The following is a 25,937-nucleotide window of genomic DNA, read 5'->3' as shown; positions in this document are numbered from 1 at the left end:
GAAAAAAGTGAAATTCAAAAAAATACTGCTCGTGTTTGGCACTCGCCCAGAAGCGATAAAAATGGCGCCTTTAGCATTAGAGCTGATGAAAAACCCCAAGTTAGAAGTAGAGATATGTGTCACGGCACAGCATCGTGAAATGTTAGATCAGGTGCTAAATTTGTTTCAAATCACACCACAATATGATTTAAATTTAATGCAAGCTGGGCAGGATTTATACGATATAACCAGTCGTGTGTTACTAGGTATAAAGGGCGTGATATACCAAGCAAAGCCAGATTTGGTGTTAGTACATGGAGATACCACCACTACTTTTAGCACCGCATTAGCCGCATTTTATCAAAAAATTCCTGTTGGCCATGTTGAAGCGGGGTTGCGCACAGGTGATATTTATAGTCCCTGGCCAGAAGAAGCTAATCGTAAACTGACTGGGGCTTTGGCTGACATCCACTTTACGCCAACAGAAAAGTCCCGACAGAACTTACTGGCAGAAAATGTGCCTGATGAAAAAATATTTGTGACGGGTAACACTGTTATTGATGCCCTATTACAGGTAGTTAACATCATAGACCATGATCAGGCCCTTAAAGATTCGATGCAGCAACGTTTTGACTTTATTGACTCGACTAAAAAAATCATCCTAGTGACAGGCCACAGACGAGAGAGTTTTGGCGGTGGATTCGAGCGAATATGCGAAGCCTTAAAAATATTAGCGCAAAGGGATGACGTACAAATAATATACCCTGTGCACCTTAATCCGAACGTAAAAGGGCCTGTCGACCGTATCCTCAAAGACGTCAGTAACATTCATCTAATTGCGCCCTTGGATTACCTACCTTTTGTTTATTTAATGAGTCAATCCTATCTTATCTTAACCGATTCGGGTGGGGTGCAAGAAGAAGCTCCCTCGCTAGGTAAACCTGTACTGGTTATGCGAGATACCACTGAACGACCCGAAGCAGTAGCAGCAGGAACGGTGAAACTAGTAGGCACTGATCTGCAAAAAATTGTTGATGAAACGAATCAGTTATTAAACGATACGCAAGCATACAAAGACATGTCATTTGCCCATAACCCTTATGGTGACGGAAAGACATGTTCAAGAATTACCAATATATTAATAAGCAGGGATGAAGTTAATGACGTTTGAAAAAATTTGTGTAGTGGGATTAGGTTATATTGGTTTACCAACGGCAGCCGTTATTGCATCACGTGGCATAGAAGTAATTGGAGTCGATGTATCAAAAAGAGTCATTGATACCATTAATCGGGGCGAAGTACATATTGTAGAACCTGACTTGGACATGCTAGTTCAAGCGACGGTAAATATAGGTAAATTGCGAGCTACGCTTCTAGCAGAGCCCGCGCAAGCATTTATCATCGCGGTACCTACACCCTTTAAAGAAGGCCACAAACCTGATTTAAGTTATATTCACAGCGCCGCTAAAATTATTGCCCCTGCTTTGGAAAAAGGCAACTTGGTCATACTTGAATCTACTTCTCCCGTAGGGGCAACAGAAAAATTATCTGCATGGTTACAAGTCTTACGGCCAGATTTGAGTTTCCCGCAGACAGCAGCAGAAAATGCAGATATACACATTGCCCACTGCCCAGAAAGAGTGCTTCCAGGGCATGTATTAGAAGAGCTAGTCTCAAATGACCGCATTGTAGGAGGAATGAGCAAAAAGTGCAGTGATCTGGCCATTAAATTGTACAAAACCTTTGTCAGAGGCGAGTGTTATACCACCAATAGCCGCACTGCAGAGATGGCAAAATTAACCGAAAACTCCTTTCGCGATGTGAATATTGCCTTTGCAAATGAGCTGTCGATTATATGTGACAAGTTACAAATCAATGTGTGGGAGCTAATAGCATTAGCTAATCGCCATCCTCGGGTCAACATTCTTAATCCAGGTCCTGGTGTGGGTGGGCACTGCATAGCCGTCGATCCTTGGTTTATCGTTGATTCAGCTCCAGAAGAAGCGATATTAATACGTCACGCCAGAGAAATTAATGATGCTAAACCCAACTATGTGGTCAAGCAGGTCGTTGATGCTGCCGTTCAGTTTAAAAAGCCTGTGATTGCTTGTTTAGGTTTAGCTTTTAAAGCAGACATTGATGACTTACGGGAAAGTCCAGCGGTGGATATCGTTTTAAAATTAGCACAAAGCAACCAGGGTAAAATACTCGCAGTAGAGCCTAATATAAGTCATTTACCTCCAAAACTACAAGAAGCAGGTATAGAGCTAGTCTCACTCAAAAAAGCCCTCGAAGAGGCCAATATTCTGGTTGTCTTAGTGGATCACAAGCCTTTCAAAACACTTACACACAACGATATCAACACTAAAGTTATAATGGATACACGAGGTATATTTAGACATTTTTAATAAATATTTGTGCAGGTAAATGCGCAAAATCAGTTTTAATTTAACGCGATTTTTTTTAAAAGACGTGGTTATAATGGCATAAACATGGAAAAGGTGAATAAAACCAACCAGCATCTACTTTAGTAATAGCCTCATTACATTATATTCTCTCCGCTAATTAGTTCTGGTGAATTGTGACCACATTTGTTCTGTAAGTTGCATATAACTCTCAGCCTTTTGAGATAATTAGGCAGTGTATTGATTATTATCAATACACTGCCTAACAACGCTATAAATGAATCCTCAGAATCGGCAGGACTAATAAGCAAATCGTGCACAACATTATAATTAAAAAAATGTTTATACTTCTGACTCAACTACTTCTAGGGTGAGCGTCTATTAAAAGACGCTCACCTAAGTTAACATTCTACAAAGCAGTCACTCGACGTCCCGCTCGGGATGACTAAATTGCTCAAGCAGAAAGGTGATGTAGTTATAAGGCTTAGGCCATTGGATTTTGCCGTTTCAGTCGTTAAATGGGGATAATTCTAGTTCATATTCAATCATAACAAGCAGACTGTTGATTGACTTTCTGAGGTCTACAAATCCACTATGCAGATAAATATCATTAGGTTTTGAAAACAGTTTCATGATGCTAATGCCTTCATAACATCTGTAAGCCATTTTAATTCATCTAGCTGAGTCACACTCAGTGTTACACCATGATAAATAAACGCTAGCGGTGTTATTGGGGATACCAAGGGAGGAGTAGATTTAATCACTGATATTTTTGTTAATCAACGCAGCACAAGCTCGTTTTAAGCCCGCTCGCCTCACAAGCTCAATGAGCCATTGTTGCTTATACGTTTGAGCAACGTCTGGCAATCGTGAGACAGCGGACATTGCGCATTGATAAAGGACTGGGCGTAATGCTTTCTCACCCCCATGCTTATTAATGACCAGCATGAAGTGGTCTAATTGATTCGGACACTCTTATAAAGTAATAATACTCAAAAATGAAGAGGACTATGAATGCTAGAAAGAAATATTCAAAAGGATTTAAGTTAGATGCGATCAGCTTGGTACTTAACCAACAATACACCAGATCTGAAGCGGCTCGAAGTTTAGAAGTGAATCCAAATTTAATTACCCATTGGATAAAAGAGCATGAGCATGAACATGAACAAGATAATGATGGTCAGGCTTTTCGTGGTAAAAAAGCAAGCTTACGCCCGAACAGAAGAAATCTAATAAAGTACCACTTTATTGCCAAAAAGAAGAAGACCTATCCGATTGATAGAATGTGTCAATTATTGGAAGTAAAGCGCAGTGGTTATTATCGATGGGTCAAGAAAATGAACGACGACATTGACCCAATTCATAGTGAGATGATAGAGCTGGTTAAGGAAGTAGCCAAGGCGGCTGAGAACGTTTATGGCAGCCGCAGAATGAAGCATGCACTGAACGGTTTAAGTTATACCCAGTTAGTCGCCAAAAGGCGCGTAAACTGATGAATGAAGCCGATGAGTGGGTTAAATACCGTAAGAAGTATAAAATCACTACTGATAGCAATCACAACAAACCGTTGTTTGACAATCTGGTGAAGCGACAGTTTGATGTCGATTCGCCAGACCAGGTTTATGTTGGCGATATCACCTACATATGGACACGCGATGGCTGGTTGTACTTAGCCGTTGTCATTGATTTATATTCGCGCAAAGTGGTGGGTTGGAGCATGAGTTCTCGGATGAAAGCGCAACTGGTTGTTGATACGTTACGCGTGGCTATTTGGCAGCGTAAACCCAAAGACGGTTTGATTATTCACACCGACTGAGGGTCGCAATATGCGGGTCATCAGTATAGAAACTTGTTATCAGCCCACGGTATCAAAGGCAGCATGAGTAGAAAAGGCGACTGCTGGGATAATGCAGTGGCAGAAAGTTTCTTTGGAAGTCTGAAACAAGAGCGTGTGCAATGGCAAAATTACCAAACACGCTTTGAAGCGCAACAGAACATCCTGAATTACATCTCGATGTTTTATAACAGCCGCAGACTGCACTCATATCTTGGTTATCAAAGCCCAAATCAATATGTGCAGAATATGGCTAAATTAGAAAAAGCAGCTTAACCGGGGTGTCCGAAAAATGTTGACCATGTAGCATGACGACTTTCCCTCCACGACTAAACTGTTTTGGTGTGGCGCCAATATAGACTGATGCATGCCGTCCATTTTAAACCCTCGCGCATCACCTAAGCTACTGACTAAGCCAACAGCAACAATACTGCCAACCCCTTGTATTTTCATTAACTGTTGGCATTGGGGAATCAGCGGCGACGACTTAAATTTGTGTTGTTAACGTGTTTTCATCATCCAGTAATGCCACGATGCGATGACGTAAAGCGACTTTGCTTTTGGCTATGGTGGCACCAAGTTCATAACATAATGCCCGCATTTGATTGCCGAATAAGGTAATGGTTTGTCGAACCATTTACGGCTCACTAGTAAGCTTTGCAGGGACTGCTGTTCAACCGTTTTCACCTGGCACAATGGCATACTTATCTGAAATGACGCGATAACATCAGCATCATTGGCATTGGTTTTTTGTTTGTTGATGAAAGGCTTTACGTGCTTGGGCGACATCCCTTTCACGATATGGCCGTGTTTTTGGGTTAACTGCGCCTAATGGTGAAAGCTGCCACATCCCTCCATGGCCTGAACACAAGGCTTAGCTTGCACTAAAAACAGTTCTATTTTTTCTGCAGTCATGGAGTTGTTGAGTAATATCTCACCCTGCCTGTCGATATGGCCAACTTGAATAACATTCTTGGTTAAATCGAGAGAAATTGTTGTTTAGCTTTAGTAGACACCACTTTAGCTGGGCTAGAGTAGTGGACTCTATACATTGGGGTTAGGTCGACTATTAACAAATAAATGACACAAAATTTTAAGTGCATTAAAGATGATTTTGCAAAAAAGTTAATCGAGCAAATAAGAGCTTGATTGCTATTTATAATTATTTTACTTTCGAAACCAGCGAGAAAGCTTCCAGATATGGATGAATGAGTAATCGTATACTATAAAAATCACAACAAAAACTAACATCATTAATCCTTCGTGGATCTCATAATACTCCCCTGCTAAACCAAAACCTGCCATCGCTATCGATAGACTACCTATAAATAACAATGCACTATTTGATGAGAAACCAAAACGCATAAAAATATGATGTAAATGGTCTCGGTCGGCAGACAAAGGCGATTTACCTTTCTTTACTCTTCGATGCATCACTGCAAACATATCCATCAAAGGTATGGCAATAATCCATAATGCCGTGACGGGCCTGAAACTGACCTCACCATTTTGCGTACCTAACACTAACAACCAGATTACACTTAGGCCAATCATCATACTGCCAGCATCACCCATGAATATTTTTCCAAATATTCGCCGCAGGCCACCTACGTTAAAAAGTAAAAACGCGGTTAAGGCGGCAACAAAAATCGCTGAGATAGTAAACAAATTCACGTTGTTAGACCAATAAAAAAGCACCCATAAACTTGAAAAGGTAATTACACCTAATACGCCAACTAGGCCATCTATACCGTCTGTCATGTTAAAGGCATTAATCGCGGTCGCAACTGCCAATAATGTCACGGGTAATGCTAATATCCCTAGATATAAATTGCCAAACCCAAACAGATTTCCCATGTCGTATAATGCATATCCTGCCCCTTGCACCATAATCGATCCGATAAGCAATTGAGCAACCAAGCGAACCTTAGCACTCACATCATAGAAGTCGTCCAACCCACCTATCAACACCATGAACGAGCAAGAAATCAGATAAAGGTTAATCAACTGCGATTTTGGTAAAAAAAGTTGTGTTGCAATCAAAATAGTAAAGTAAATGGCAATGCCGCCAATAAGAGGAATGTCTCCGAGGTGTTTTTTACGTATATTGGGTTTATCAACTAAACCTATTATTGATGCGATAGGTCTAAGTCCTACAATCGTAATACAAGCAATACTAAATGCCCCAAAAAACACGGCATCATAACTATAAAACAATAAATTCATTAAATTCCTATCAAAATTTTGGATGTGACTAATTTTCAGACACTTTATTTAAAATTAACGTGCTGAAATTGATACCCTTTTACAAAATATTTTAACAATTATCACATCCAAAATCTGTAAAAATTTACAACTGTCATAGTCGAGTTGAGCCGAATAACAAAGAAATAAAATATTTACTAGATTAATGTCTAATGCCATTCAATAACTTGAACATTATCTGAATTTACCATAAAATCGAGATACAATTAGAGTGATGCTTAATTATTGTTATAGCGTTGTTTTATACATTGATTTTCTTTACAGGATAGTAGAATGTTAACAACCGTTATAGTTGCTACATCATCATTCATTATATCATTTTTTTGTGTAATGACCTTTAGGCCGCTAGCCATTGGTGTTGGATTAGTAGATCGTCCTTGCTCTCGAAAGCAGCACACAGGCGATATACCGTTAGTAGGTGGGCTAGCAATTTATGTCGCGGTGACATTAAGCAGCTTTTTGTTTATTCCCCTTGATACAAATTATAAAATTTACCTAATATCAACATCCTTTATGGTTCTTATTGGCACTCTAGATGATTTTTATGATCTGAACGCGGGCTTGCGGTTAATCGCTCAGTTCTTGATCGCTTCACTTATGGTGTTTGGTGCAAATTTGTATATCACTAATCTCGGTGATTTAATCGGCACAGGCGTTTTAGAACTTGGTATTTTCGGCCCTATTTTCACCATGCTTGCGGTGGTAACAGCTATCAACGCATTTAATATGATGGATGGTTTAGATGGCTTGGTTGGTTCATTAAGTATCAACACATTTATTGCCATAGGGCTGTTGGCTTATTTTTCCAGTACAACCTTTAATACCAGTCTACCCACTATATGTTTAGGTGCCATCTTGGCATTTCTATTTTTTAACGTTGGTAGGTTTAAAGGCAATAAATACAAAGTATTTATGGGTGATGCTGGAAGTATGCTAATTGGCTTAACAATCATTTGGTTGATGAGTTATTCAAGCCAGGGAGATCAATCATTGATGAACCCAATCACGGCAGTATGGTTTATCGCCATACCTTTGATGGATATGTTTTCAGTGATGTATAGGCGTATCATGGCAGGTAACTCACCTTTAAAAGCCAGTCGAGATCATATACACCATGTGTTCTTATTCCATGGTTATAGCAACACTAGAACAACGCTAACAATTTCGGCACTAAGTGCAACTTTTTGTGCCTTAGGGCTATTTTCAGAATTGCAAAATATCAACGAAAATATAATGGCTGGATTGTTTCTAGTTTTATTTTTGTTTTATAACCAATTAATGATTTATCAAGATAAAATAATGAAGAGAAATAGTATTGCGGTAAGCAAAAGTATCATTTAGTCTACTGCCGATATTATGTAACCGACATTCCGCATCTTTTTCCGGATTCAAATTATTTGTCCTTAGATCCAGTCTGGCCAGTCCACGGGCGCCGCCGGACTTGCCTGGAAAATTGTTCTCGCCAAATATCAGGATCAGCAATCCTACTGGTTCAACAGCACGGAATACTTCTTACTAAGGCTAAACCAGTTGATACACTCGACAAACTTCCGGGCCAAATAACCTGGGAATGCCAATTTAGCATTGATAAAAATTGACGATGAAATTATTGTGATGATACTGATATAAAACACGAAATTCGAAACCATCTTAGATGGTACTAATGCTTTACCGTATTTCATCAATAGCACAGATAGTATTGAGCCAATTAAAAATTCATATGCCCGACTAAAAACCACAAAGTAGGCGGTTTTTGATGAATTTCTGTCAATAAAATACTGACCAAAACACTTAATACAAACACTCCAAACAAAACCCACAATCTCTTCGCCTCGCATGCAATTTTGAACCATAAAACTACTGCTAGTGGCATAAATAAATAAAATTTTTCTTCTACCGACAATGACCAAGTATGCAATAAAGGTAATTCATGTGCTGCAGCAGAAAAGTATCCGCCAAGGGTAAATAAAAAATAAAAGTTAGAGGCAAATAATGAAGAAGCTATAGTGCTTTAAGTAATAGCTTATAAGCCACAGGAGCTAAAAGCACTAAACCAGCTATTGTGGTCAGAAAAACAAGCACTAGATAAGCAGGCAATATTCTTATTGCTCTTCGGACATAAAATCCACGAAAAGAAAAATTATCCGTTTGTTTTGCTTTCAGCAAAATGGAGGTAATTAAGAAGCCCGATATGGTAAAATAAACATCAACACCAACAAAGCCGCCACTAAATAGTGAAATATCAATTTGAAAAAACAATACCGACAACACTGCAATAGCCCTTAAGCCGTCAATATCGGCTCTATATCCTAACAAACTATCATCCTTATTATAAAAGTGTACATAACATCCGAGTGAATATTTTCATGGTTTTTTTTACGACTTTTCAAAGCAACATCATATCTTATGCCGTTGTGTTTTTGTTATTTATCTATTGTATTTTTAAGCTGGTTTAACATTAAACAGGCTTGTACTTTTCTATCGTATTTAGGTGCCGCGATTAAACTGTTAGTTTGGTATTGAGTGAGTAACGCATCTGAACTTCTCAGCTCGCTAATTTTTTGCGCTAACTCATGTCCATTTTCAGGCTTACAAACTATTCCTGCATTTGCCGATTCAATTACTTCACTGGCTTCACCTTGAGGGATGGCCGAAATCATAGGTAATCCCATGCCCATAGACTCAAATATTTTTGATGGAATCACAGTTTTGAACAATGCCGCGTCACGTAAACTAATGAGCGATACATCACACAAGCTCCATATGGCTGGCATATTTTCTTTGGGTTGGCGTGGGATAAACACTACGTTTTTAAGTTGTTTTTCTTCAACTAAAGTTACAAGTTTCTCTTTTGCGGCACCACCACCAGCAAAGATAAAGCGAATGTTATCGTTGGCTTTTAGTAATTCTGCCGCGTCAATCACATGTTCTAACGCATGTGCCATACCATGGGTGCCAATATAGCCAATAACAAACTTTTCTTCTAATTGATATTGCTCGGATAGCTCTTTGTTCTTTTCAACTACGGGCTGATATTTAGTGAGGTCAACGCCATTCAATACTACTGATATTTTTTCACCCTTAATGCCGCGTTCAACCAGCTCTTTTTTGAATGAGTTTGTTACCGAAACGATTGAATCTGCTCGTCTGTATAGAAACATTTCTAACTTTTCTAGTAACTTTATCGCAAATGAATCTTTCATTGCACCAACCGCCGTTATTGATGCTGGCCATATGTCTCTTAATTCAAACACGAACTTTTTTCGTTTAAACGCGGATATTGCCCACCCCGCAACAGCTGTAAAAAACTGTGGTGATGTAGCCACCACAACATCTACTTCCTTTTGGAAAACTCCAGCCCAAAAAGATGAAAACATAAAAGACATAAAATCGAGAATTCTAAGAACAAAACCTTCATTCGAAGAGATAAACGTTTTTACCCGAACAACAACAATACCTTCCATAGTGGAACGTGAGTACAATGAATTTTTAAAACCGTCAAAAACTTTACCTTCTGGAAAGTTGGGAGCACACGTGATCACCGTCACCTTATGACCTAATTCAACCCATTCTCTGGCATGTTCATAAGTGCGGGTAGCTGGGGCATTACCTTCGGGAGGGAAATTATCAGCAATAAAAAGAATGTGCATTATTTGGTATTCAACTTTGTGCGGGTTAAATCGAGTAAATATTTCAAAGGTTTGAGGTTTTGATTAATAAACAACGAAAGTGACGCTTTCCAATTGCCTGAATTGGTGTGTTTTATAAAATCAATGAAACCATAAGGTTCATTAACTAGTTTTCGCCTTAAAATAACAAAGGAGTGTTTATGTGCTTTGCTCATAAGAGGAGAATGTTTTCGATAAAAGATATCGTAAGCGTTTTTACGCCTATCTGAGCTTTCACTGATACGGCCGTGGGTATGATTGGTATACCAAATATAACTTGCCTGAGCTGACTTCTTTGCAACCCCAAACCTACTGACTAATCGCACCCAAGTATCATAATCTTGAAATGCGGGTATCTCAGGATCAAACCCATTAATCGCCCGTAAATTTTCAGTGCGGGTTAACACTTGATTACCCAAAATATTATAGTGCAGCAAATCATCAAGCTTCACCTCACCAACATCCATTTTACGGACGATGTCACCTTTAGGGGTACGTTCCATAATAGAGCTAGCAATACAAGAGTAATTTCCCGCCAGAAACTCGCCCAATAGATGGGTAATATGATAAGGCTCAATCGTATCATCATCATCCATACCAGTAATAAACTCACCTTTTGCCATAGCAATCGCTTTATTACGTGCAACACACGCGCCTTCTGGTGTTGCATTCTTCACGTAAATCACTTTGCCAGTTTCTATAAATGGTACTAGTTTCTTGTAGGTATCATCACTTGAGCCATCATCTGCAACAATCAATTCGATGTTTGAATAGGTCTGACTAAGGACTGAGTTGACTGCTCTAACAAGCAGTTCAGCACGATTATGTGTAGCTATGTACACAGTGACTAATGCATCACTTGTCATCATTTTTCTCGTTGTTAAGTTGTTCATATTCCCAGAAAGTTAAAACAGCTAAAAAGAAATACAAGGGTAAAAAATAGACTGCCGAACTAATTGCCACTATCGAGCCTAATGTGGGCATGGCAATTAACATGCTGCGCCATGGAACACGTCCACCGACAATCTTCATTGTTATAAAGTAAAATAAGTAGTAGCTAAAACCTGCATAAATCAACATTTCTAAATAAAACAGATGGGGGGCAAAATGCTCAATTAACCCACCCCATCCATTGTTAACAAAGGCAATATTAATATTGCCAAAGCCAATACCAAACAACCAATTCAAAACAGAAAACTGGTCAATAATATTTAGCATCTCAGAAAGGGCAAAAGCACGAATTGCGACCGAAAACATATTACCCGAAGAAACAATCGCTTCCAGAGCTTCGGTATTTGATAAGAAATTTAATGTTTGATTCAGCGTATATAAAACGTAATCAAGTTGTTTTTGGAAGGCGAAAAAAATGATAGGTACAATTATCACTAGCGACGTAGAAAACACCACTCTTGCTTGCCCACTGGCCAATAATTGCATTAAAATCACTTGTCCTGCAGCAGCAATAAAACACAATTTAGCGTCAACTATTAAAGACAACATCATTAAAAGTACGGAATTAAAATAAAACGTTTTTTTAAATCCAAGAAAATATAGCGATGTATTTAACAAAATTAAGGCAGTAGCGTTGGTATTCACATTTGACCAAAAGGCTGAACCAATTTGATATTCACTGCCGGCTAATGGGTAATAATTAAAAAAGGCCACATTGGTAATGACTTCAAGTAATACCATGAAAAAATCTAGATAAATAAATGTCTGAATAATTTTATAAATCGTATCTTTAGGCACTGTTGTTAGTAGCCGAAATGAAAAATAAAAGACACTTAAAGTAAACGTAAAATAAAATAGATAAAGCACATACCGAGCCGATAACACACCTGTTAATCGGTGGTTAACGGCCCAGATTGAGACAAAGGTAACAAAATTGATAAACAACTTAACTTTCTTAAGGTCTATACTATCCATCTTTACGACATAAAGAATGCCCATCATCGTTAAAAAACCGAAGGTTATATGAAAACCTTTCAGTTGTAAGATTGCTAATGAAGGACCAACTAAGATACATATCAAAAAAATCACATACCGAAATTGATGTTGACTGGGCAAATTAGTTTTAGAGTGTTCAGTTACCATTTTGCTGATCAAATTGTTGATATAAGTTAATCATGACATCAAGTGCTGCGGCTTCTGTATATTGCTCTATCACACTTTCCCTGCCCTTTTCGCCCATTTTTATCGCTGCAGCTTTATTATTAATACAATACACAATGGCATTGGCAATGGCTTCTGCGGACTCTGAATCAACGACCATGCCAGTGGTACCATTCATTATTACTTCGGGCAAACCACCTGTATTTGCCACAATACACGGACGTTCACAGGCAAGCGCTTCAATTGCAGCAACACCAAAACTCTCAATGCGACTTGGCACCACAAAAATATCCGTTTCATTTATATAGTGAGTCACCCGAAGATTATCTACCGATCCAACAAAGTTAGTGCGTGATAAAACACCACACGTATCTGCAAGACGCTTAAGCTCTTCCTCACGAGAACCGTCTCCAACAACAATCAGCTTTAAATCTATATTTTTATGCTTTTCGATGAGTTTAAGTTGAGATTCCGCTAATGCAAATCCCTCGATTAATAAGTCAATCCCATATTTATGCTCAAGCCTTTTTACTATACCAATAGTGATCACATCACTTGCAAAAGGCTCTTTAGTTTTTGTAAAGTTCGCTAAATTGACACCAAATGGGGTAATAGCTATCTTTAATTCATTGCTGTTCAATATCGTATTGACTTGCTCAGCCATTGCATAACTAGTCGAGGCTATACGTTTTGCATTCAGTAGGTTTTTTTTAATCAGCCAGTGTTTAAATTTAGATTGAGAGGGAAACTCATAAACGTCACTCCCCCAAACAGACAATATATAAGGTTTGATGCCGGATAATAATGCCAACGTGCCATAACCACTGGCGTAATGCACATTAGTAACACTAGGGGACAACTTTTTTATGACTTTTTTTAAAGCGTAAGCGTTTAAAATGTAACCCTTACCACCGCTATAAGGTAGATATACAACCGAAACGTCAGGGTGGATTTTTGACACGACTTTATGCTGGGTGATCAACGTAACATCAATCCCTCTATCGGCTAAACCATTGACCCATTTGATAGTATGGACGATAGAACCAGGGGCAACAAATGCTAGGCTAATGTTTGCTTTATTCACTAAGTTCACTTTGGGTTAATTGCGAATTAGCGCTTGATAAAGTAACGAATTAATACCCATAACGTCATTAAAAACCCACCTAAAACTGAGCCTACAACACATATAATCGCTCGCGAAGGTTTGGATTTTTTTTCAGGTAAATTAGGAGGGTCTATCGTCATAAATACGTAATCATCACGCACTCTGCTCAACATTAACGTTTTAGTTTGCTCTTCTATTAAACTGTAAAAGGATGTTTGAAAAGCAGCATTTTTTGTTTCTGCCAGTAACTTTTTTAGGTAATCAATACTTTTAGTTGATTGCTCAATATCGTATTGACGGATAGTTTCATTAATATCACCAATAAGGAGTTTTAACCATTGCTGAGCAAGGGTTGGGGAATAAAACTCGGCACTTAAGGTAATAATACCTGTTTTAGTGTCTTCTGAGAGTGTGAATATCTCTTTGAACTCTTTAACTATATCCTCTTGTTTGGGGGTATCTTCCTTAGTAGGGATGTCTTTAAATAGCCATAAACCTTTGTCTACGTCATAGCGGTCAGCATCAATTTTTAAGCTGTTATTTGCTTCATCCCAACTTGTAGATGCCATTATAGGCGCAAGAAGATCATGTTTATTTATGAATTTTAAAATAAATGCTTGTGATCTTATAAGTTCTTTAGCAATTAAGGGGTTATTATTTTCTTGGCCGGCTCCTAAATTAATGCCAGCCATACCAGCTAATCCACCAAGACTTCCGGCTAATGAAGCCAAGCCACCACTTGATTCAGAATTAATAATCAAAGCGGATTTAGATTTATATTGATTAGGTAAGTACAAAGCGAATGCTACAGACAGCATAGCAAAAATAAGAGTTCCCACTATTATTTTGATTTTTCCGCTTAAAATTGCAGTTATTAATTCAGATAAAGCAATATCCTGCTTTTTTGATAGTTCTGACAACTGATTCACCTTATTTATTAATATAATTTATTGAAGTGTATAGGGTTTAAAATTATGAATTAACAACATCAACTACTTGGCTCCACATATTCTCTGTAATTTTCTTATATTTTTCAGCATTTTCTTTGATGAAAGTCAAATGTGGTTGTTTAGGATCAAACAACGAATTAAGCAATGTAACAAGCTCTTGTTCACTTGCATTGGGATCAATTAATAAATTTGAAACGCCATATTCGCTAAATAACTGCTCATATTTATGGCTCCAACTAGTACCTAAGTTTAAAATACCTTGTGAAAGTGCACTCACACAACCATGAAATCTGGAACAAACAATGGCCTTAGAGTCGCCTATAATCCCTTTAACTTTCAGAGGATCAGATTCTTCAATTAGCTCTAATTGATTATCGAAATAGCGATTCAAAGTATTACAAATCTCTTTGTCTCCCTCACCTTCATGATTAAGCAACACTGGCTTCAAGCCTAACTCTGTTACCTGCTTGATAAGTAAAGTCATGATATTAATATAATTTTTCTTCCAACTTTCATTTGGATTTTTAACACCGACCATATTGCTATTGGGAATAAAACAAACTTTTTGTTGGCCATTTTTCCAATAGCTTGGCACGATACCTTTAACTGCATTAGTAAAATCCGGAAATTGCACTAAATTATTGGCTTCCCCTAAAAATGTTTGCACATGGTTATATGAATCAATTTCACGGGCACAAATTAACGAAGTTTGAGGAAAGGCTTCTTTAATGACTTTTTGATCAGATATACGACTAAAAGGTCCGAGCGCTTGAGGTAAGAAAATATATTTACAACCGTGTTTTTTATATCGTTTGAGCTCGCCACCTAAATGTTTCATTTTTAACGCGCCCCACTGGTCGCCGTAGGCAAAGCCAGCCGCATCTAAAACAACATCAATATCAGCTTCGGTAACCACGCCCCATTTTTTCAAATAGTTACGGACAGCTTTAGGTAAATAATAAGACAACAAGTTAAAATCTATAACATTCTTTCTTAGGGATAATTTTTGATATGCCCCTAACAAAGCTCGCTCTTTATATGGCGACAAAGGATTTCCTTCCAATACAATTTCAGCATCTGGCCAATATTCTTTGATACGGGCAACCACTGCGGCAAGCATTAACTCAGCGCCTTTGTTGACAAACTGGACACCTTTAATTTCAATATTCACGTCTTACACTTCCTTCATCAAAATATCATTTCCTTTTTTCTGTGAAAAAGGTACTCCACCATCTGATGCTCCATAACCCACTGCAATTAGTATGACAGTTCGTTCATAAGCCTCTAGTCCTAGTTTCTTCTCAAGCATACGTTCACGTACCTCTACATCTGGCCAGTTTATTGGACATGTAGATAATCCCATTGTTTCGCAGGCCAACATAAACTGCATTGATGCAAGAGATGCATCAATGTAAATAATGTGCCTGTCTCGTTCGAATGGATAAGCACTCAAATCCCCTACTACCGCAATAACACACTGTAAATTTTCAGCAAAACCAACAGTTCCCATTGCACAGGTGGCTATTTCAGTGGCTTTGTCTGGATTGTTAGCTACGTAAAAACGAAATGGCTGTCTATTACAGGCTGATGGAGCTAGGCTCGCAGCTTCAATAGCTCTATGTAATTTTCCATTTTCAATAGGTTTATTTTGATACCAACGTACCGATCGTCTTCTTTTAAATAAGGTCAACAATTGTTCATATGAAATATCTGTCTGGGGCAAAGATTCATGTGAATAAGGTACAAATCTTTTATCTTGTGCCGGCAAAGGTAAAACCTGTTCAAATATGGCCTTCGCTTTTAAAGTTATTTTTGACTCGCCAACAATGGAGAAGTAGTCAGTTAATACATCGTTTGCCCATTTATGTTCATCTTCACATAACCCTCCTTGGAGTGAACTTTCGCGGTAGTTTTTTGCTGTTTCAAGGATATAAGCTTCTGCAAAAATATCGCGTCGGGGCTGCATTATAAGCCCTTTCTCAAGTCTATGAATGTTCCTTCTGAGCAGAACACTGCTAATCCCAATATTGGCTAAAGAGTGCTTGTATTCAATCCTACCGGCCAAAACTGATTTATGCTCCCGGTCAAATTGTCGACTAATAAACGCGTAATAAAGTGAAGAACTAATACCACTAAAGGCGAATATACGGATAAAATATTCATCAAACCGATATTTTATTTTTTTCACAAAGGGCACCAAACGTTTTGGTAAGAGCGCAACAATCAATTTTTTCATTACTAAACAATACTCAAGGTAAATGGCACCAGTATCGTTTGCCAAGAGTAAATGGCAACAATAAGGAGCGAGTCATAATTTTTGCGATAGGAAACGTTATTGGGTGTAGCCAAAAAGTCACATAAGACGCGATTGCATATGATAACACAGTGGCATAAGCTGCTCCAAGCCCCCCAAAGGATGGAATAAGTAAATAATTACCCACAATATTAACCAGCGCACCTAAACCATGGCTAAGCAGTGAAAATTTAAGTAAATGTTCTGCAATCAGCCACTTGCTCACCAGTGCACGCATAAAAACAAATAATCCTGCCCAAATATGAATAGACAGCAACACTGCACTCCCCTTGTAAGCTTCCCCAAACACAATGGGGATAAGCACAGGGGACAAGAATGCAACACAGATTGCCGACACCAAAGCACTGACAAATAGCAAATCACATACCTGCTGTAGACGTTTACTGTAGAGCGATGGATTATCACTGCGTTGTTTTAACAAAGAAGGAAAAACTGACACTACGACTGCGGTGGCAAAAAAATACCAGACCTCAGATAAGCGAACTGCAACCGAATAAATGCCTACTTCTTCCCGTCCCGCCATTTGCCCCAGCATAACTTGATCAATTTTCAGGTAAATAACCGCCGCAATGCCCGACAAGATCAACCAAAATGATTGTTTAATAATGGATAACCCATAAGACCAGTCAAATAGGTCAATTTTAATGCCTGTCGACTCACGAATATATAACCACAAAAATCCCAAGCCCAAAGTGGCCTGCTCGATGGCAAAAATACTGACTAACAAGATAAGATTATTGCTACTCAGCGTGATAATAATTTTTAGTACGGCGAAAACTATCACGACAGTGGTACGCATTTTCGCCACAATACCCGCAGCGACTTTAGCCTGAAACCAAAATTCAAAACCGTTTAGCCCACTAAAAATACTGGCCAAACCTAAGATGTATAAGCACGTACTTTCAACATCGGTAAAATTATTAGCAAAAAACGCGATTAACCAACACAGTATAACGCCAAAGATAGCACCGAATAAACGCAGCCCTATCACAGTAGACATAATCTTGTCATTGTAAGCGGGCTTATTAATCAGCTCGCGCACAATTATTGAATTTAGCCCCAATGCAACCAGTGGCCCCAATAAGGCAATAATCGCCAGCAAATAACTCAAGGTGCCAAAATTTTGTGGGCCTAGTTGCCTAGCCAAAACCCACATAGTGATAAGTGCAATCAACATGGATAACAACTTTTCACTGAACAACCAAGATATGTTTTTGAGAATTGGGTTAACCATACTTTGCCACCCAATTATAAACACTAACGATATCGTTATTCAAAATACAGCCAATCATAATTATCTTTACACATTATAGTTAACCTGATGTGACGGATAAGCCATACCTTCCAGCACCACTATTCTCGCGCCTATATTTGTTGAACTTGCTGACGATACCGCGCTATTCTCTCACAAGCTCGCCTCGATAAACGCAATAATAGCAGAACGAGATGTGATTGATGTCTTCGTAATGCAACTATTACTCTCTAAAATACTGTTATTATTGTAATAATTCTAAGGGTGGCGGCACGTTTTAACCTCAGTGCCGCCTAGTGAGTGCAACTGGGGTCTTTGGGTCCGACTGGGGTGAGGTCCGACTGGGGTCAAGTTGAACCTGCTACATTTTGTACGGACACTTTAAATAAGCCATAATACATTAGTTGCTTAGGAGTATCCAATATGAGTAATCAACGCAAAACATTTACCAAGGAATTTAAGTTAGAAGCCATTCGCTTAATGTCTGAATCTGATAAACCATCAGCTGAGATTGCTGCTGAGTTGGGTATCCGACGTAATATGCTTTATAAATGTAAAGAACAGCTTGAATCTAAAGGTGAAGAAGCATTCCCCATCAAAAAGGGACGACCACTTAAAGAAAACCAGAGTGAAGTTTCAGCACTGAAGTAAGAAAATAACCGGCTTCGCGAAGAGGTCGACATCCTAAAAAAAGCAGCGGTATACTTTGCAAAAGAGCTCAAGTGAAGTATGCCTTTATTCGCGAGCAACGCCTCAATCATTCACTGAATATATTGTGCTCAATGCTTGGTGTGTCGACAAGCGGCTACTATGACTGGCTGGGTAAACCGGCGAGTAAAACGACTAAAGATAATAGTCGTCTTGTGACAAAAATCCGTTGTTTCCACAAGGCAAGCGATTCTATTTATGGCTCCCCACGCATTCACCAAGATTTGATAGTCGATGGCGAAAGTATTAGCCGCCAACGCGTGGCAAGGCTGATGAGAATGAACGGTATTCAATCCAAAGTGGCTAAGAAATTTGTCATCACCACAAACTCTAAGAATACATTATCACCAGAGCCGGACCTCTTGAAGCGCTGCTTTAGAAAAACTGGAGTCAGGTCTTGTATTTTGCAACAAGGCGACTAATTTAGAATGTTGTAAGCCAAAATGCTCACCGATTTGTTTTTGCGTATAACTACCACAGCGGTACGCATTATAGATGGCTTGGTGCTTATCAACAGTTTGAGCTTGGTATTGGGCAAGCTGCAATGGTGCAGCGCTGCGCTGTTTAAAAGGAATTTCTAGTAAATCTCTTTTCAACCCATCTTGCATTGCTTGATGACTTGCAACAAAAGCCTCATCACCTAAAAATATTGGATGCTGCAAAGTATCCCAAATGGTTTTGCCAACACCTGATTTAACAAAATCAATATAGCATTGGATTGCATCTTGTCGATTTTTAGCAAATTGAACAAGTAAAATATCTGTCGACAACCATACAGGCGACTCAACGTTGCCTAACATGCAATGCCAGCTAGACCGGGGCCATTCGTCAGGCGAGCTCACCATGTTAGCCCGCACAGGATTTAAAACAATACAGCGGCATAGTTCCAGCAGGCAAGCATCTTTATCTACCAGAGTAGCCTTGTATCTTCCCTGAAATAAATGCCCTACTCGGTGGTGTTTTCGGTTCATCGATTGCGTAAAAACACCATTTAACTGACGGATCCCCTGACTAAGGTTGGCATCCGGGGTCTCAACTAAAAGGTGGTAGGTTACTCATTAAACAATACGCGTGAACAACCCAATTATAGCGCACACACACTTTAGCTTGAAACCAAAATTCTAAGCCGTTTAACCCTTTAAAAATGCTGGCAAAGCCTAATATATATAAAGCCACTTCATCAACATCTGAAATACCATCAGAAAAATAAGCAAAGCAAAAATACAAAAATGCGCCAATCAATGCGCCAATCAATCGAAAGCAAATAACAGTAGAAATAATTTTATCGTTAGACTGGGGTTGATTGTTCAGCTCACGAACAACAATCGAATTAAGGCCTAGGACTACAATTGGCCCTAACATAGCAATAATGGCTAACAGATAATTCAGTGTGCCAAAATCATCTGGTCCTAAGTGTCTTGCCAACACCCACATAGTTACAAGAGCAACCAGCATGGAAAGTAACTTTTCGCTAAATAACCAAGAGATATTCTTGATAATAAGTTTAAGCAACAGGAATACCCGTATCAGTGGTTAGAAGGTTATGTCTAGCATGCATAAACTCTCGCTTAAAACTATAGGCACACTTACTTCAGCCATACAAGAAATAGATTCCACCGATTAGCCTACTAGCCAATTTTGTATGCAAAACTACTTTTTATTTTGGCTTATGTCAGTTTCTAACATTGCCAAACGTTGCACTAAACGATTTAATGTCACTTGCATTTTTGCCCGCTCTATGTCGGCAATTAACAATTTTATAAGCACCAATGCAAAACCAATGAGTAACGGAATTATAGGTGGGTAAGCAATACCTAATTTAAGTCCAATCACATCATTAAGCTGAGGGAAAAAACCGTAAATTAATATACCCAAAGAAATCACTATCCACTTTAAGCCATCTCGAGTAATCAAGTGGTCTTTTCGTACCATCCAAAAAATACCGATACCAACTGAAAGTGCGAGAACTGAGGAAATAATTTGTGGAGTACTCATTAAAGCCCTTGTTTTAATCGGTTAGTAAAACGACTTGTCTTTTCTGGTACCGCCTTCACTAGGCATAAAAAAAGTGTAATAAACATGTAATAACCTACTTTACTCCAAGATGAGAATATTCTGGAAATCCCAAACTCTCTGAGTGGCATTTGCACCGGTACTTCTTCGATCTTAAGTCCCGCTGAGCGCAACATCAATAATACCCCCATGTCTTGGTACTCTAACAATGATGCCTGACGACTAGATAGAACATCCATAGCAGTGTTTTTATAAAGCCTAAAACCAGAAGTAATGTCAAATATGCTTATGCCGGTCAACCTTTTAAAAAGTGTCCAGGCAAACCTTCTGCTAAATGAGCCTCTCTCAACACAAGCCCCTACAACCACATCACAATCACCTCTGGCCGCAGATAACAATTCCCCCACATCTGCAGCACGATGTTGGCCATCCGCATCCATAGTGACAGTCATATCATAGGCGTTTTTACGAGCATATCTTATGCCTGTCTGAGTTGCCAACCAAGCACCTTTAGACTCTACATGAGGCAGAACCATAGCACCATTAACTTTGGCCAATTGTGCAGTATTGTCTTCACTGGCGTCATCCACCACAATGATATCACACACGTAGCAGCGCTTAACCTCTGTTATGACTTGAACAATGGTTTTTGATTCATTTTTTGCTGGAATCACGATAGCGAGTTTAATAGAGACAGCTCTTTTTAAAAGAACATATTATACGCATGTTTCAAGCTGTTTTATATAGCAAAAGATTGTTTCTCTAAATCTTACTTAGGACGAATTATCGTATGTTTAGGATAAGTTAAAGAACCTGTCTCTGGCGTTCTAATTTACAGCGACATTAAAATTCAACCTTATATTTTTTGAATCTAACACTGCAAACAATCTTTATAGATTTTGGGAAACGTTACATTTATCGCTAATATCAATGGGAATAAGATCATCTTTGATGTGACGTTTAAAACTATCCGGCATGTCAGACTCTGAGAAAGTGTCCTGCATCTTTGAAGAATGTGCGTTGCCAAAAGACTTACCAAGCCTAATAAGGATATCAAAATCAGAATATCAATGACCACTGCCATTTGGCACAAGGCCAAAATGCCTAATGGTAGTATCATTTTATTAGCTGAATAATGCTATAAATAAGCGCACCCTACGAATGGGTGCAGTTTTGAAAAGGAAATAATACATAGCTAGTTGGCAATTGTTAATAATTAACGGTAGCGAGAAGCAACCATACGTCTTATAACTCTCATAATTGGCAACAATAACAGCCATTTAATCGGAATCTTCCCGTAATGTTTGAGCACTACCTGCATCGACTCTTCATAATGGGATTCAATATTATTGTGAGTCTTAGTATCTTGGTGTAGGCGATTCGCGGCACAAAAAGTACGAACATAAGTAAAGTCACCCCCGTGTAAATAACATTTCCACCATAAATCGAAATCCATTGCGAACTGAAGTGATTCATCTAAGCCACCAAAAGCCTCCCACACATCTCGCCTGATTAATGATGAGGGTTGAGCAATAAAACAGTAATTGGCTAACATCCGGCGCGAAAATGGCATAGTTAGGTATCGAGTTACCTTTTTGCCAACCTCGTCGATGTGCCAACACCCTCCATAAGCAACAGGTGCTGCTGTAGTTCGCAGTGCCGCCAATAAATGTGTTAAACCGTCTTTAATAAAAATATCATCTGAGTTCAACCAACAAACATAAGGCGCTTTACCAAGTTTTATTCCTGCATTAATAGCTGCCGCTTGGCCATTGTCTGCTTGGCTTTGCCAACCTGCTAATCGATGTGACCATTTTTTAATGACATCCACACTGACATCAGTTGAGCCGCCATCCATAACGTATACTTCAACAAGAACTGACTGGGAAAAAATTGAACTTAAGGTGGCATCAAGAAACTGACCTTGATTATAGGAAGGCACAACCACCGTTACCAAAGGTTCAGTCATTACCGCTACCCCGCAACTTCCAAATAAATTCTTTCAGTCGAGTCTTAATTAAAAAGTGGATCAATTGAACCTGCATAAAACGTTTAGAGTAGTGATGTCTCCCATGTTCATTGGCCCAACGCTGACGAAGCCGTTCCATATCCACAAAGCCAGTATGTTCAATTGCAGTCACGGTCTTTTGAGCAGGGTGAAATCTAAAGGCGCCCATAAACCTGTCTATCATCGCAAATTTAAGTCCGGCTTTTTTGAAACGCAAAAGTAAATCCCAATCCATGGCAAACTCGAATGACTCATCTAATCGAGCACCTACACAATTCCAAGCTTCGCACCGCCAAAAAAGCGTTTCTTGGGGGATAAAATCTGCAAACGGCAAAACACTACCGTGACTATTTGAGACAAGCCATTGCCCAATATTGTGGCCATTTTCATCAATCAAGATACGTTGACCGTAAACCACATCTATCTTATCTGAGGCAGTTAATCGATTAACTGCAGATGCGATTGCACCAGGAAGTAAAAGGTCATCAGAGTTTAACCAAGCCAATATCTCCCCCGTAGCTTGTTCAAAGCCTTTATTAATAGCATGAGTTTGGCCGTTGTCTGGTTCACTAACCCACCAATCTATTTGATCTGCAAACCCCTTAATCACCTCTACGGAGTTATCAGTTGATCCACCGTCAACCACAATAACTTCTAAGTTTTCATATTGCTGTAAGAATATCGACTCAAGAGTTGCACGCAAAAACTGTCCCTGATGATAAGAAGGCACAACAATACTAACCTTTGGGGTCTGCTTTAGAATAGAAACAGGTGTTAATTGGAGTTGTAAAAGAGAACGCTTTGAATATTGCTGCTCGAGTCGCATGCAGCCTGGATAGAGAAAACTAAATCCCATTAGGAAAATCTAACATCCATTGCTAATGGTATTAAGTATTCGTCTACTAAAGAAGCTTCCAAGTCCGAAAATTGCTTAAGGTCGAAATAACGAAATTGTTCAGGTTGCCTAATTGCACTCTTTAGACTAGTTGGATCATTATTATATTGCATAAAGTAAACCTTATCCAAAGCCTCATGAATAAAGTCAGTATTAGTGACTTTAGATGCTGACACAAATTCCACTGCTTTCAATAATGCTTGATAAGGGTCATCAGTTAAGTCTTCATAACTAATTGCTAAAGCGAGAGGATTGTTTTCAGTTATCATACTCCTCCATGTATCCACAAAACCGCGCCAGTAGGCTAGTTTTGAATGCATAAATTGCTGCCAACTTGAAGGACTATCCTCTATTAAATCTCCATGTTTGAGTGCAAACTCATAATAGGAAATAATTGATAACAAGGGATGACGGACCTGCAATAAGTATCGACGATTTTCAACCATTATACTATTTAACATCGCTGGACCCTCCAATGCAAAATCATGAAATTTTATATAGTTAGCATGAGCGAGGGACATCTGCTGCTGTTGCGTTAGCGAACTAACCTGCTCTGGATTATATGGAACACACTTGAAAGATGAGCCAAATACTTTAAGCAATAACTCGCGTAAAAAGCGATGACCAGAACGCGGAAAACACACATTAATGATTAAGCTTTTAGGAAGTAGCTCTTTATGCTTCATAATTAAAAAAACCTAAAAACTCCGCCGCTTTTGCATTCATTTTGTCAATGGTTTCGGGCTGCAACTTTTGTTTGTAATTGCCAGGATGCACTTGGCGGATATGCTGCTCTTCTTGCTCTTTGCTTGGAATAACATCAAATTTTGCGACCACTTGTTCTAATAGCGCGCGGTTAAACTCAATACCTAACGTTTCAATGACCTGTTTAAACCAGTCAATTTTTTTATAGATAACATCTTCGTAGCGATAGATTGTCACATTCTTGTCAGCCAATTTGGCTCTATAGCGCTTAAATTGTCCAACATAAGAATCGATACGCTTCAGTGCAAATGCATCAATTGCAAACTGTTGGCTTTCCTGCCTGAGCTTTCCAAGTCTCTTATTACCCTTGGGTATTACATGACTTTTAGCCACTGAATAAAACATTGATACCGCCATGTCTCTGGGATCCCTAACTAACCAAATCGCCTTATTTTTACAAATATCCAGCTCAAAATATGGATAATGCCGAAAACCCGTGAATATTGTGCCGCTTTGTTCAAAGCAAGGTAGTGCCTCATTGCCAAGCTCCCCTGTGGTAAGTCCTTGGCCAAATGCTTGATTAAATAACGAAAAGGTTGGCACATTGACTTGCTGACAATAGACCGAAATTAAATTGTCCAGTAAAGTGCTACCACCTTTTGCAAATGCAAATACAAACTTACTATCAAGATTGGGCTTAGGTACTGGAAGCTCAACCACATAGTCTTTTCCAGATCCTGTTTTTAATGTTAACTCTGTTGTCATATTTACTTAAAATTCACTTTTTAGTTACTATTAGTTTGGCAATTCTGTTGTGCACTATTAATTTTTAATAGTTGTTAATAACTACCGATGAATACATCATAATAGTTCATAGTCTTAATATTTTGACCAAAACCTTATGTACCTGCTCAAATACCTTCAAAACTTTTGGACGATTTCTTAACTGATACCTTAAACAAAGCGAAAATCGGCAGCTGATATCCCACTTTTCAAGACGTTCAGTTAAGCCCTGCACTGTATCTTGTAAACTTGATATAACGTACTCCGGTGGTGAGTCGGATATTGTATTTTTTTGTTCTATCTCCCAGGTGGGGATCCTTTCCTGGATAACCGGGTTTAGCTCACCGTATAGGGCAACAAACAAGTTTCTTTCATGGTGCAGCAGCGTTAACTTGTCCGCAGCGGCGTACTGGTTATAGGTCAGCTCAGTGTGCTGACTCTCAGTAGACCATCGTGATGTGATGGCATTACATAACTTGGGAAATTGACGATTTTCAAGCCAATTTTCATACATGATGAGCCAAGGTGCAGCAATTTCAAACTGACAGAGCCTCGCAATCACGCTCGGCACATTAGGTAAAATAGCTGTGGAAATCATCATATTACTATTGGCAAAACGATGAACACTAAAGCGGTCTAAGGCCATATTATCAATTCGAGATATGCCACCGTCTAGCCCTCTTATACAATATTCATAGGTCTCGTGCACGCTGAGCAAGGGTTCGTATTCCACAAAAGTTGGGCTATAGGCTACATCTTCGCCCTGTGCTAGCTTTTCGTACAACTGAAACGTGTGTTCTTTGGACCATTTAAAACCTGCAGAATACACTAAAAAAGCATTGCCTAGTAAATACTGCTGACAGGTTAAAAATTCTCCAAGTGTCCCTTTCCATTTAACATCATTAACCGTCAAGAGAGTGACATTGCTGTATAATGGTAAG

Annotated in this window: 25 protein-coding genes and 1 pseudogene; 6 read left to right on the top strand and 20 right to left on the bottom strand. The window is 38.9% G+C overall.

All coding sequences use genetic code 11. The features are described 5' to 3' along the window. Positions 1-7: 7 nt before the first annotated feature. The 3 genes and pseudogenes from wecB (at position 8) to Q0Y52_RS17520 (ending at position 4,494) form a co-directional block, all read left to right on the top strand. Positions 8-1,150, top strand: coding sequence for a non-hydrolyzing UDP-N-acetylglucosamine 2-epimerase (gene wecB / locus Q0Y52_RS17530; protein WP_297823824.1), 1,143 nt, complete (start codon positions 8-10; stop codon positions 1,148-1,150). Further along, entirely contained in the window at positions 1,140-2,387 is a 1,248-nt protein-coding gene (gene wecC / locus Q0Y52_RS17525) for a UDP-N-acetyl-D-mannosamine dehydrogenase (protein WP_297823823.1), read from the top strand. The genes wecB and wecC overlap by 11 nt, the downstream gene beginning before the upstream one ends. A gap of 1,007 nt (positions 2,388-3,394) precedes the next feature. After that, positions 3,395-4,494: pseudogene (locus Q0Y52_RS17520) on the top strand (IS3 family transposase). 211 nt (positions 4,495-4,705) lie between these two features. On the opposite strand, the gene Q0Y52_RS17515 reads toward Q0Y52_RS17520, so the two are convergent. Both Q0Y52_RS17515 and wecA (Q0Y52_RS17510) read right to left on the bottom strand, forming a co-directional pair. Then, positions 4,706-4,855 (bottom strand): hypothetical protein, encoded by a 150-nt coding sequence (locus Q0Y52_RS17515; protein WP_297823822.1) that lies wholly within the window; start codon positions 4,853-4,855, stop codon positions 4,706-4,708. Positions 4,856-5,385: 530 nt separating this feature from the next. Beyond that, entirely contained in the window at positions 5,386-6,444 is a 1,059-nt protein-coding gene (gene wecA / locus Q0Y52_RS17510; protein ID WP_297823821.1) for a UDP-N-acetylglucosamine--undecaprenyl-phosphate N-acetylglucosaminephosphotransferase, read from the bottom strand. 312 nt (positions 6,445-6,756) lie between these two features. On the opposite strand from wecA (Q0Y52_RS17510), the gene wecA (Q0Y52_RS17505) reads away from it, so the two are divergent. Next, positions 6,757-7,824, top strand: coding sequence for a UDP-N-acetylglucosamine--undecaprenyl-phosphate N-acetylglucosaminephosphotransferase (gene wecA / locus Q0Y52_RS17505; RefSeq protein WP_297823820.1), 1,068 nt, complete (start codon positions 6,757-6,759; stop codon positions 7,822-7,824). A 660-nt stretch (positions 7,825-8,484) separates the two neighbouring features. On the opposite strand, the gene Q0Y52_RS17500 is transcribed toward wecA (Q0Y52_RS17505), so the two are convergent. From Q0Y52_RS17500 to Q0Y52_RS17460, 9 genes are all read right to left on the bottom strand, one after another. Then, positions 8,485-8,799, bottom strand: coding sequence for an acyltransferase (locus Q0Y52_RS17500; protein WP_297823819.1), 315 nt, complete (start codon positions 8,797-8,799; stop codon positions 8,485-8,487). A gap of 107 nt (positions 8,800-8,906) precedes the next feature. Further along, entirely contained in the window at positions 8,907-10,133 is a 1,227-nt protein-coding gene (locus tag Q0Y52_RS17495) for a glycosyltransferase family 4 protein (protein WP_297823818.1), read from the bottom strand. Beyond that, the gene (locus Q0Y52_RS17490) at positions 10,133-11,020 is read right to left on the bottom strand and encodes a glycosyltransferase (protein WP_297823817.1); all 888 of its coding nucleotides are present in this window, start codon (positions 11,018-11,020) and stop codon (positions 10,133-10,135) included. The genes Q0Y52_RS17495 and Q0Y52_RS17490 overlap by 1 nt, the downstream gene beginning before the upstream one ends. Beyond that, entirely contained in the window at positions 11,007-11,843 is an 837-nt protein-coding gene (locus Q0Y52_RS17485; RefSeq protein WP_297823816.1) for a hypothetical protein, read from the bottom strand. The genes Q0Y52_RS17490 and Q0Y52_RS17485 overlap by 14 nt, the downstream gene beginning before the upstream one ends. A 391-nt stretch (positions 11,844-12,234) precedes the next feature. Then, complete coding sequence (locus tag Q0Y52_RS17480; protein ID WP_297823815.1) at positions 12,235-13,347, bottom strand: glycosyltransferase; 1,113 nt, start codon at positions 13,345-13,347, stop codon at positions 12,235-12,237. A gap of 26 nt (positions 13,348-13,373) precedes the next feature. Then, positions 13,374-14,288, bottom strand: a complete 915-nt coding sequence (locus Q0Y52_RS17475; protein WP_297823814.1) for a Wzz/FepE/Etk N-terminal domain-containing protein — start codon at positions 14,286-14,288, stop codon at positions 13,374-13,376. Positions 14,289-14,340: 52 nt separating this feature from the next. After that, complete coding sequence (locus Q0Y52_RS17470; protein ID WP_297823813.1) at positions 14,341-15,489, bottom strand: polysaccharide pyruvyl transferase family protein; 1,149 nt, start codon at positions 15,487-15,489, stop codon at positions 14,341-14,343. A 3-nt stretch (positions 15,490-15,492) separates the two neighbouring features. Beyond that, a complete protein-coding gene (locus tag Q0Y52_RS17465; RefSeq protein ID WP_297823812.1) occupies positions 15,493-16,554 on the bottom strand; it encodes a nitroreductase family protein in 1,062 nt (353 codons plus the stop codon). 13 nt (positions 16,555-16,567) lie between these two features. Continuing rightward, on the bottom strand, positions 16,568-17,866 hold the full coding sequence (locus tag Q0Y52_RS17460) for a flippase (protein WP_297823811.1): 1,299 nt from the start codon (positions 17,864-17,866) through the stop codon (positions 16,568-16,570). Between the two features lie 441 nt (positions 17,867-18,307). On the opposite strand from Q0Y52_RS17460, the gene Q0Y52_RS17455 reads away from it, so the two are divergent. Then, complete coding sequence (locus tag Q0Y52_RS17455) at positions 18,308-18,535, top strand: transposase (protein WP_297823810.1); 228 nt, start codon at positions 18,308-18,310, stop codon at positions 18,533-18,535. 71 nt (positions 18,536-18,606) lie between these two features. Then, positions 18,607-19,014: an IS3 family transposase gene (locus Q0Y52_RS17450; RefSeq protein ID WP_297822743.1), complete on the top strand. Its 408-nt coding sequence runs from the start codon at positions 18,607-18,609 to the stop codon at positions 19,012-19,014. Here Q0Y52_RS17450 and Q0Y52_RS17445 read toward each other — a convergent pair. The 9 genes from Q0Y52_RS17445 to Q0Y52_RS17405 form a co-directional block, all read right to left on the bottom strand. Then, complete coding sequence (locus Q0Y52_RS17445) at positions 18,937-19,563, bottom strand: addiction module toxin RelE (protein WP_297823809.1); 627 nt, start codon at positions 19,561-19,563, stop codon at positions 18,937-18,939. The two genes, Q0Y52_RS17450 and Q0Y52_RS17445, sit on opposite strands and share 78 nt — an antisense overlap. A 61-nt stretch (positions 19,564-19,624) precedes the next feature. Further along, positions 19,625-20,104, bottom strand: a complete 480-nt coding sequence (locus Q0Y52_RS17440) for an oligosaccharide flippase family protein (RefSeq protein WP_297823808.1) — start codon at positions 20,102-20,104, stop codon at positions 19,625-19,627. 138 nt (positions 20,105-20,242) lie between these two features. Continuing rightward, on the bottom strand, positions 20,243-20,587 hold the full coding sequence (locus tag Q0Y52_RS17435) for a DUF2304 domain-containing protein (RefSeq protein WP_297823807.1): 345 nt from the start codon (positions 20,585-20,587) through the stop codon (positions 20,243-20,245). After that, on the bottom strand, positions 20,587-21,279 hold the full coding sequence (locus Q0Y52_RS17430) for a glycosyltransferase family 2 protein (protein ID WP_297823806.1): 693 nt from the start codon (positions 21,277-21,279) through the stop codon (positions 20,587-20,589). Before Q0Y52_RS17430 ends, Q0Y52_RS17435 begins: the two co-directional genes overlap by 1 nt. A 542-nt stretch (positions 21,280-21,821) precedes the next feature. Beyond that, the gene (locus Q0Y52_RS17425) at positions 21,822-22,574 is read right to left on the bottom strand and encodes a glycosyltransferase family 2 protein (protein WP_297823805.1); all 753 of its coding nucleotides are present in this window, start codon (positions 22,572-22,574) and stop codon (positions 21,822-21,824) included. Further along, the gene (locus Q0Y52_RS17420) at positions 22,567-23,469 is read right to left on the bottom strand and encodes a glycosyltransferase family 2 protein (RefSeq protein ID WP_297823804.1); all 903 of its coding nucleotides are present in this window, start codon (positions 23,467-23,469) and stop codon (positions 22,567-22,569) included. The genes Q0Y52_RS17425 and Q0Y52_RS17420 overlap by 8 nt, the downstream gene beginning before the upstream one ends. After that, on the bottom strand, positions 23,469-24,194 hold the full coding sequence (locus Q0Y52_RS17415) for a sulfotransferase domain-containing protein (protein ID WP_297823803.1): 726 nt from the start codon (positions 24,192-24,194) through the stop codon (positions 23,469-23,471). Before Q0Y52_RS17415 ends, Q0Y52_RS17420 begins: the two co-directional genes overlap by 1 nt. Beyond that, positions 24,184-24,978 carry a sulfotransferase domain-containing protein gene (locus Q0Y52_RS17410; protein ID WP_297823802.1) on the bottom strand — a complete coding sequence of 265 codons (795 nt, stop codon included), beginning with the start codon at positions 24,976-24,978 and terminating at the stop codon, positions 24,184-24,186. Before Q0Y52_RS17410 ends, Q0Y52_RS17415 begins: the two co-directional genes overlap by 11 nt. A 106-nt stretch (positions 24,979-25,084) precedes the next feature. Further along, positions 25,085-25,937 (bottom strand): hypothetical protein (locus Q0Y52_RS17405; RefSeq protein ID WP_297823801.1); only part of this gene is annotated, 853 nt, incomplete at its 5' end.

It is taken from the genome of uncultured Paraglaciecola sp. (assembly GCF_943787955.1).
Lineage (GTDB): Bacteria > Pseudomonadota > Gammaproteobacteria > Enterobacterales > Alteromonadaceae > Paraglaciecola.
The sequence above is the reverse complement of the archived record's forward strand: the minus strand, read 5'-3'. Positions and strand labels throughout refer to the sequence as shown.

Bases quoted from the DNA above. Each gene is read 5' to 3' on its own strand.
- wecC (WP_297823823.1), top strand. From the start codon at position 1,140: ATGACGTTTGAAAAAATTTGTGTAGTGGGATTAGGTTATATTGGTTTA.
- Q0Y52_RS17515 (WP_297823822.1), bottom strand. From the start codon at position 4,855: ATGGTTCGACAAACCATTACCTTATTCGGCAATCAAATGCGGGCATTA.
- wecA (WP_297823821.1), bottom strand. From the start codon at position 6,444: ATGAATTTATTGTTTTATAGTTATGATGCCGTGTTTTTTGGGGCATTT.
- wecA (WP_297823820.1), top strand. From the start codon at position 6,757: ATGTTAACAACCGTTATAGTTGCTACATCATCATTCATTATATCATTT.
- Q0Y52_RS17495 (WP_297823818.1), bottom strand. From the start codon at position 10,133: ATGCACATTCTTTTTATTGCTGATAATTTCCCTCCCGAAGGTAATGCC.
- Q0Y52_RS17490 (WP_297823817.1), bottom strand. From the start codon at position 11,020: ATGATGACAAGTGATGCATTAGTCACTGTGTACATAGCTACACATAAT.
- Q0Y52_RS17485 (WP_297823816.1), bottom strand. From the start codon at position 11,843: ATGGTATTACTTGAAGTCATTACCAATGTGGCCTTTTTTAATTATTAC.
- Q0Y52_RS17465 (WP_297823812.1), bottom strand. From the start codon at position 16,554: ATGAAAAAATTGATTGTTGCGCTCTTACCAAAACGTTTGGTGCCCTTT.
- Q0Y52_RS17460 (WP_297823811.1), bottom strand. From the start codon at position 17,866: ATGGTTAACCCAATTCTCAAAAACATATCTTGGTTGTTCAGTGAAAAG.
- Q0Y52_RS17455 (WP_297823810.1), top strand. From the start codon at position 18,308: ATGAGTAATCAACGCAAAACATTTACCAAGGAATTTAAGTTAGAAGCC.
- Q0Y52_RS17445 (WP_297823809.1), bottom strand. From the start codon at position 19,563: ATGAACCGAAAACACCACCGAGTAGGGCATTTATTTCAGGGAAGATAC.
- Q0Y52_RS17435 (WP_297823807.1), bottom strand. From the start codon at position 20,587: ATGAGTACTCCACAAATTATTTCCTCAGTTCTCGCACTTTCAGTTGGT.
- Q0Y52_RS17425 (WP_297823805.1), bottom strand. From the start codon at position 22,574: ATGACTGAACCTTTGGTAACGGTGGTTGTGCCTTCCTATAATCAAGGT.
- Q0Y52_RS17420 (WP_297823804.1), bottom strand. From the start codon at position 23,469: ATGGGATTTAGTTTTCTCTATCCAGGCTGCATGCGACTCGAGCAGCAA.
- Q0Y52_RS17415 (WP_297823803.1), bottom strand. From the start codon at position 24,194: ATGAAGCATAAAGAGCTACTTCCTAAAAGCTTAATCATTAATGTGTGT.
- Q0Y52_RS17410 (WP_297823802.1), bottom strand. From the start codon at position 24,978: ATGACAACAGAGTTAACATTAAAAACAGGATCTGGAAAAGACTATGTG.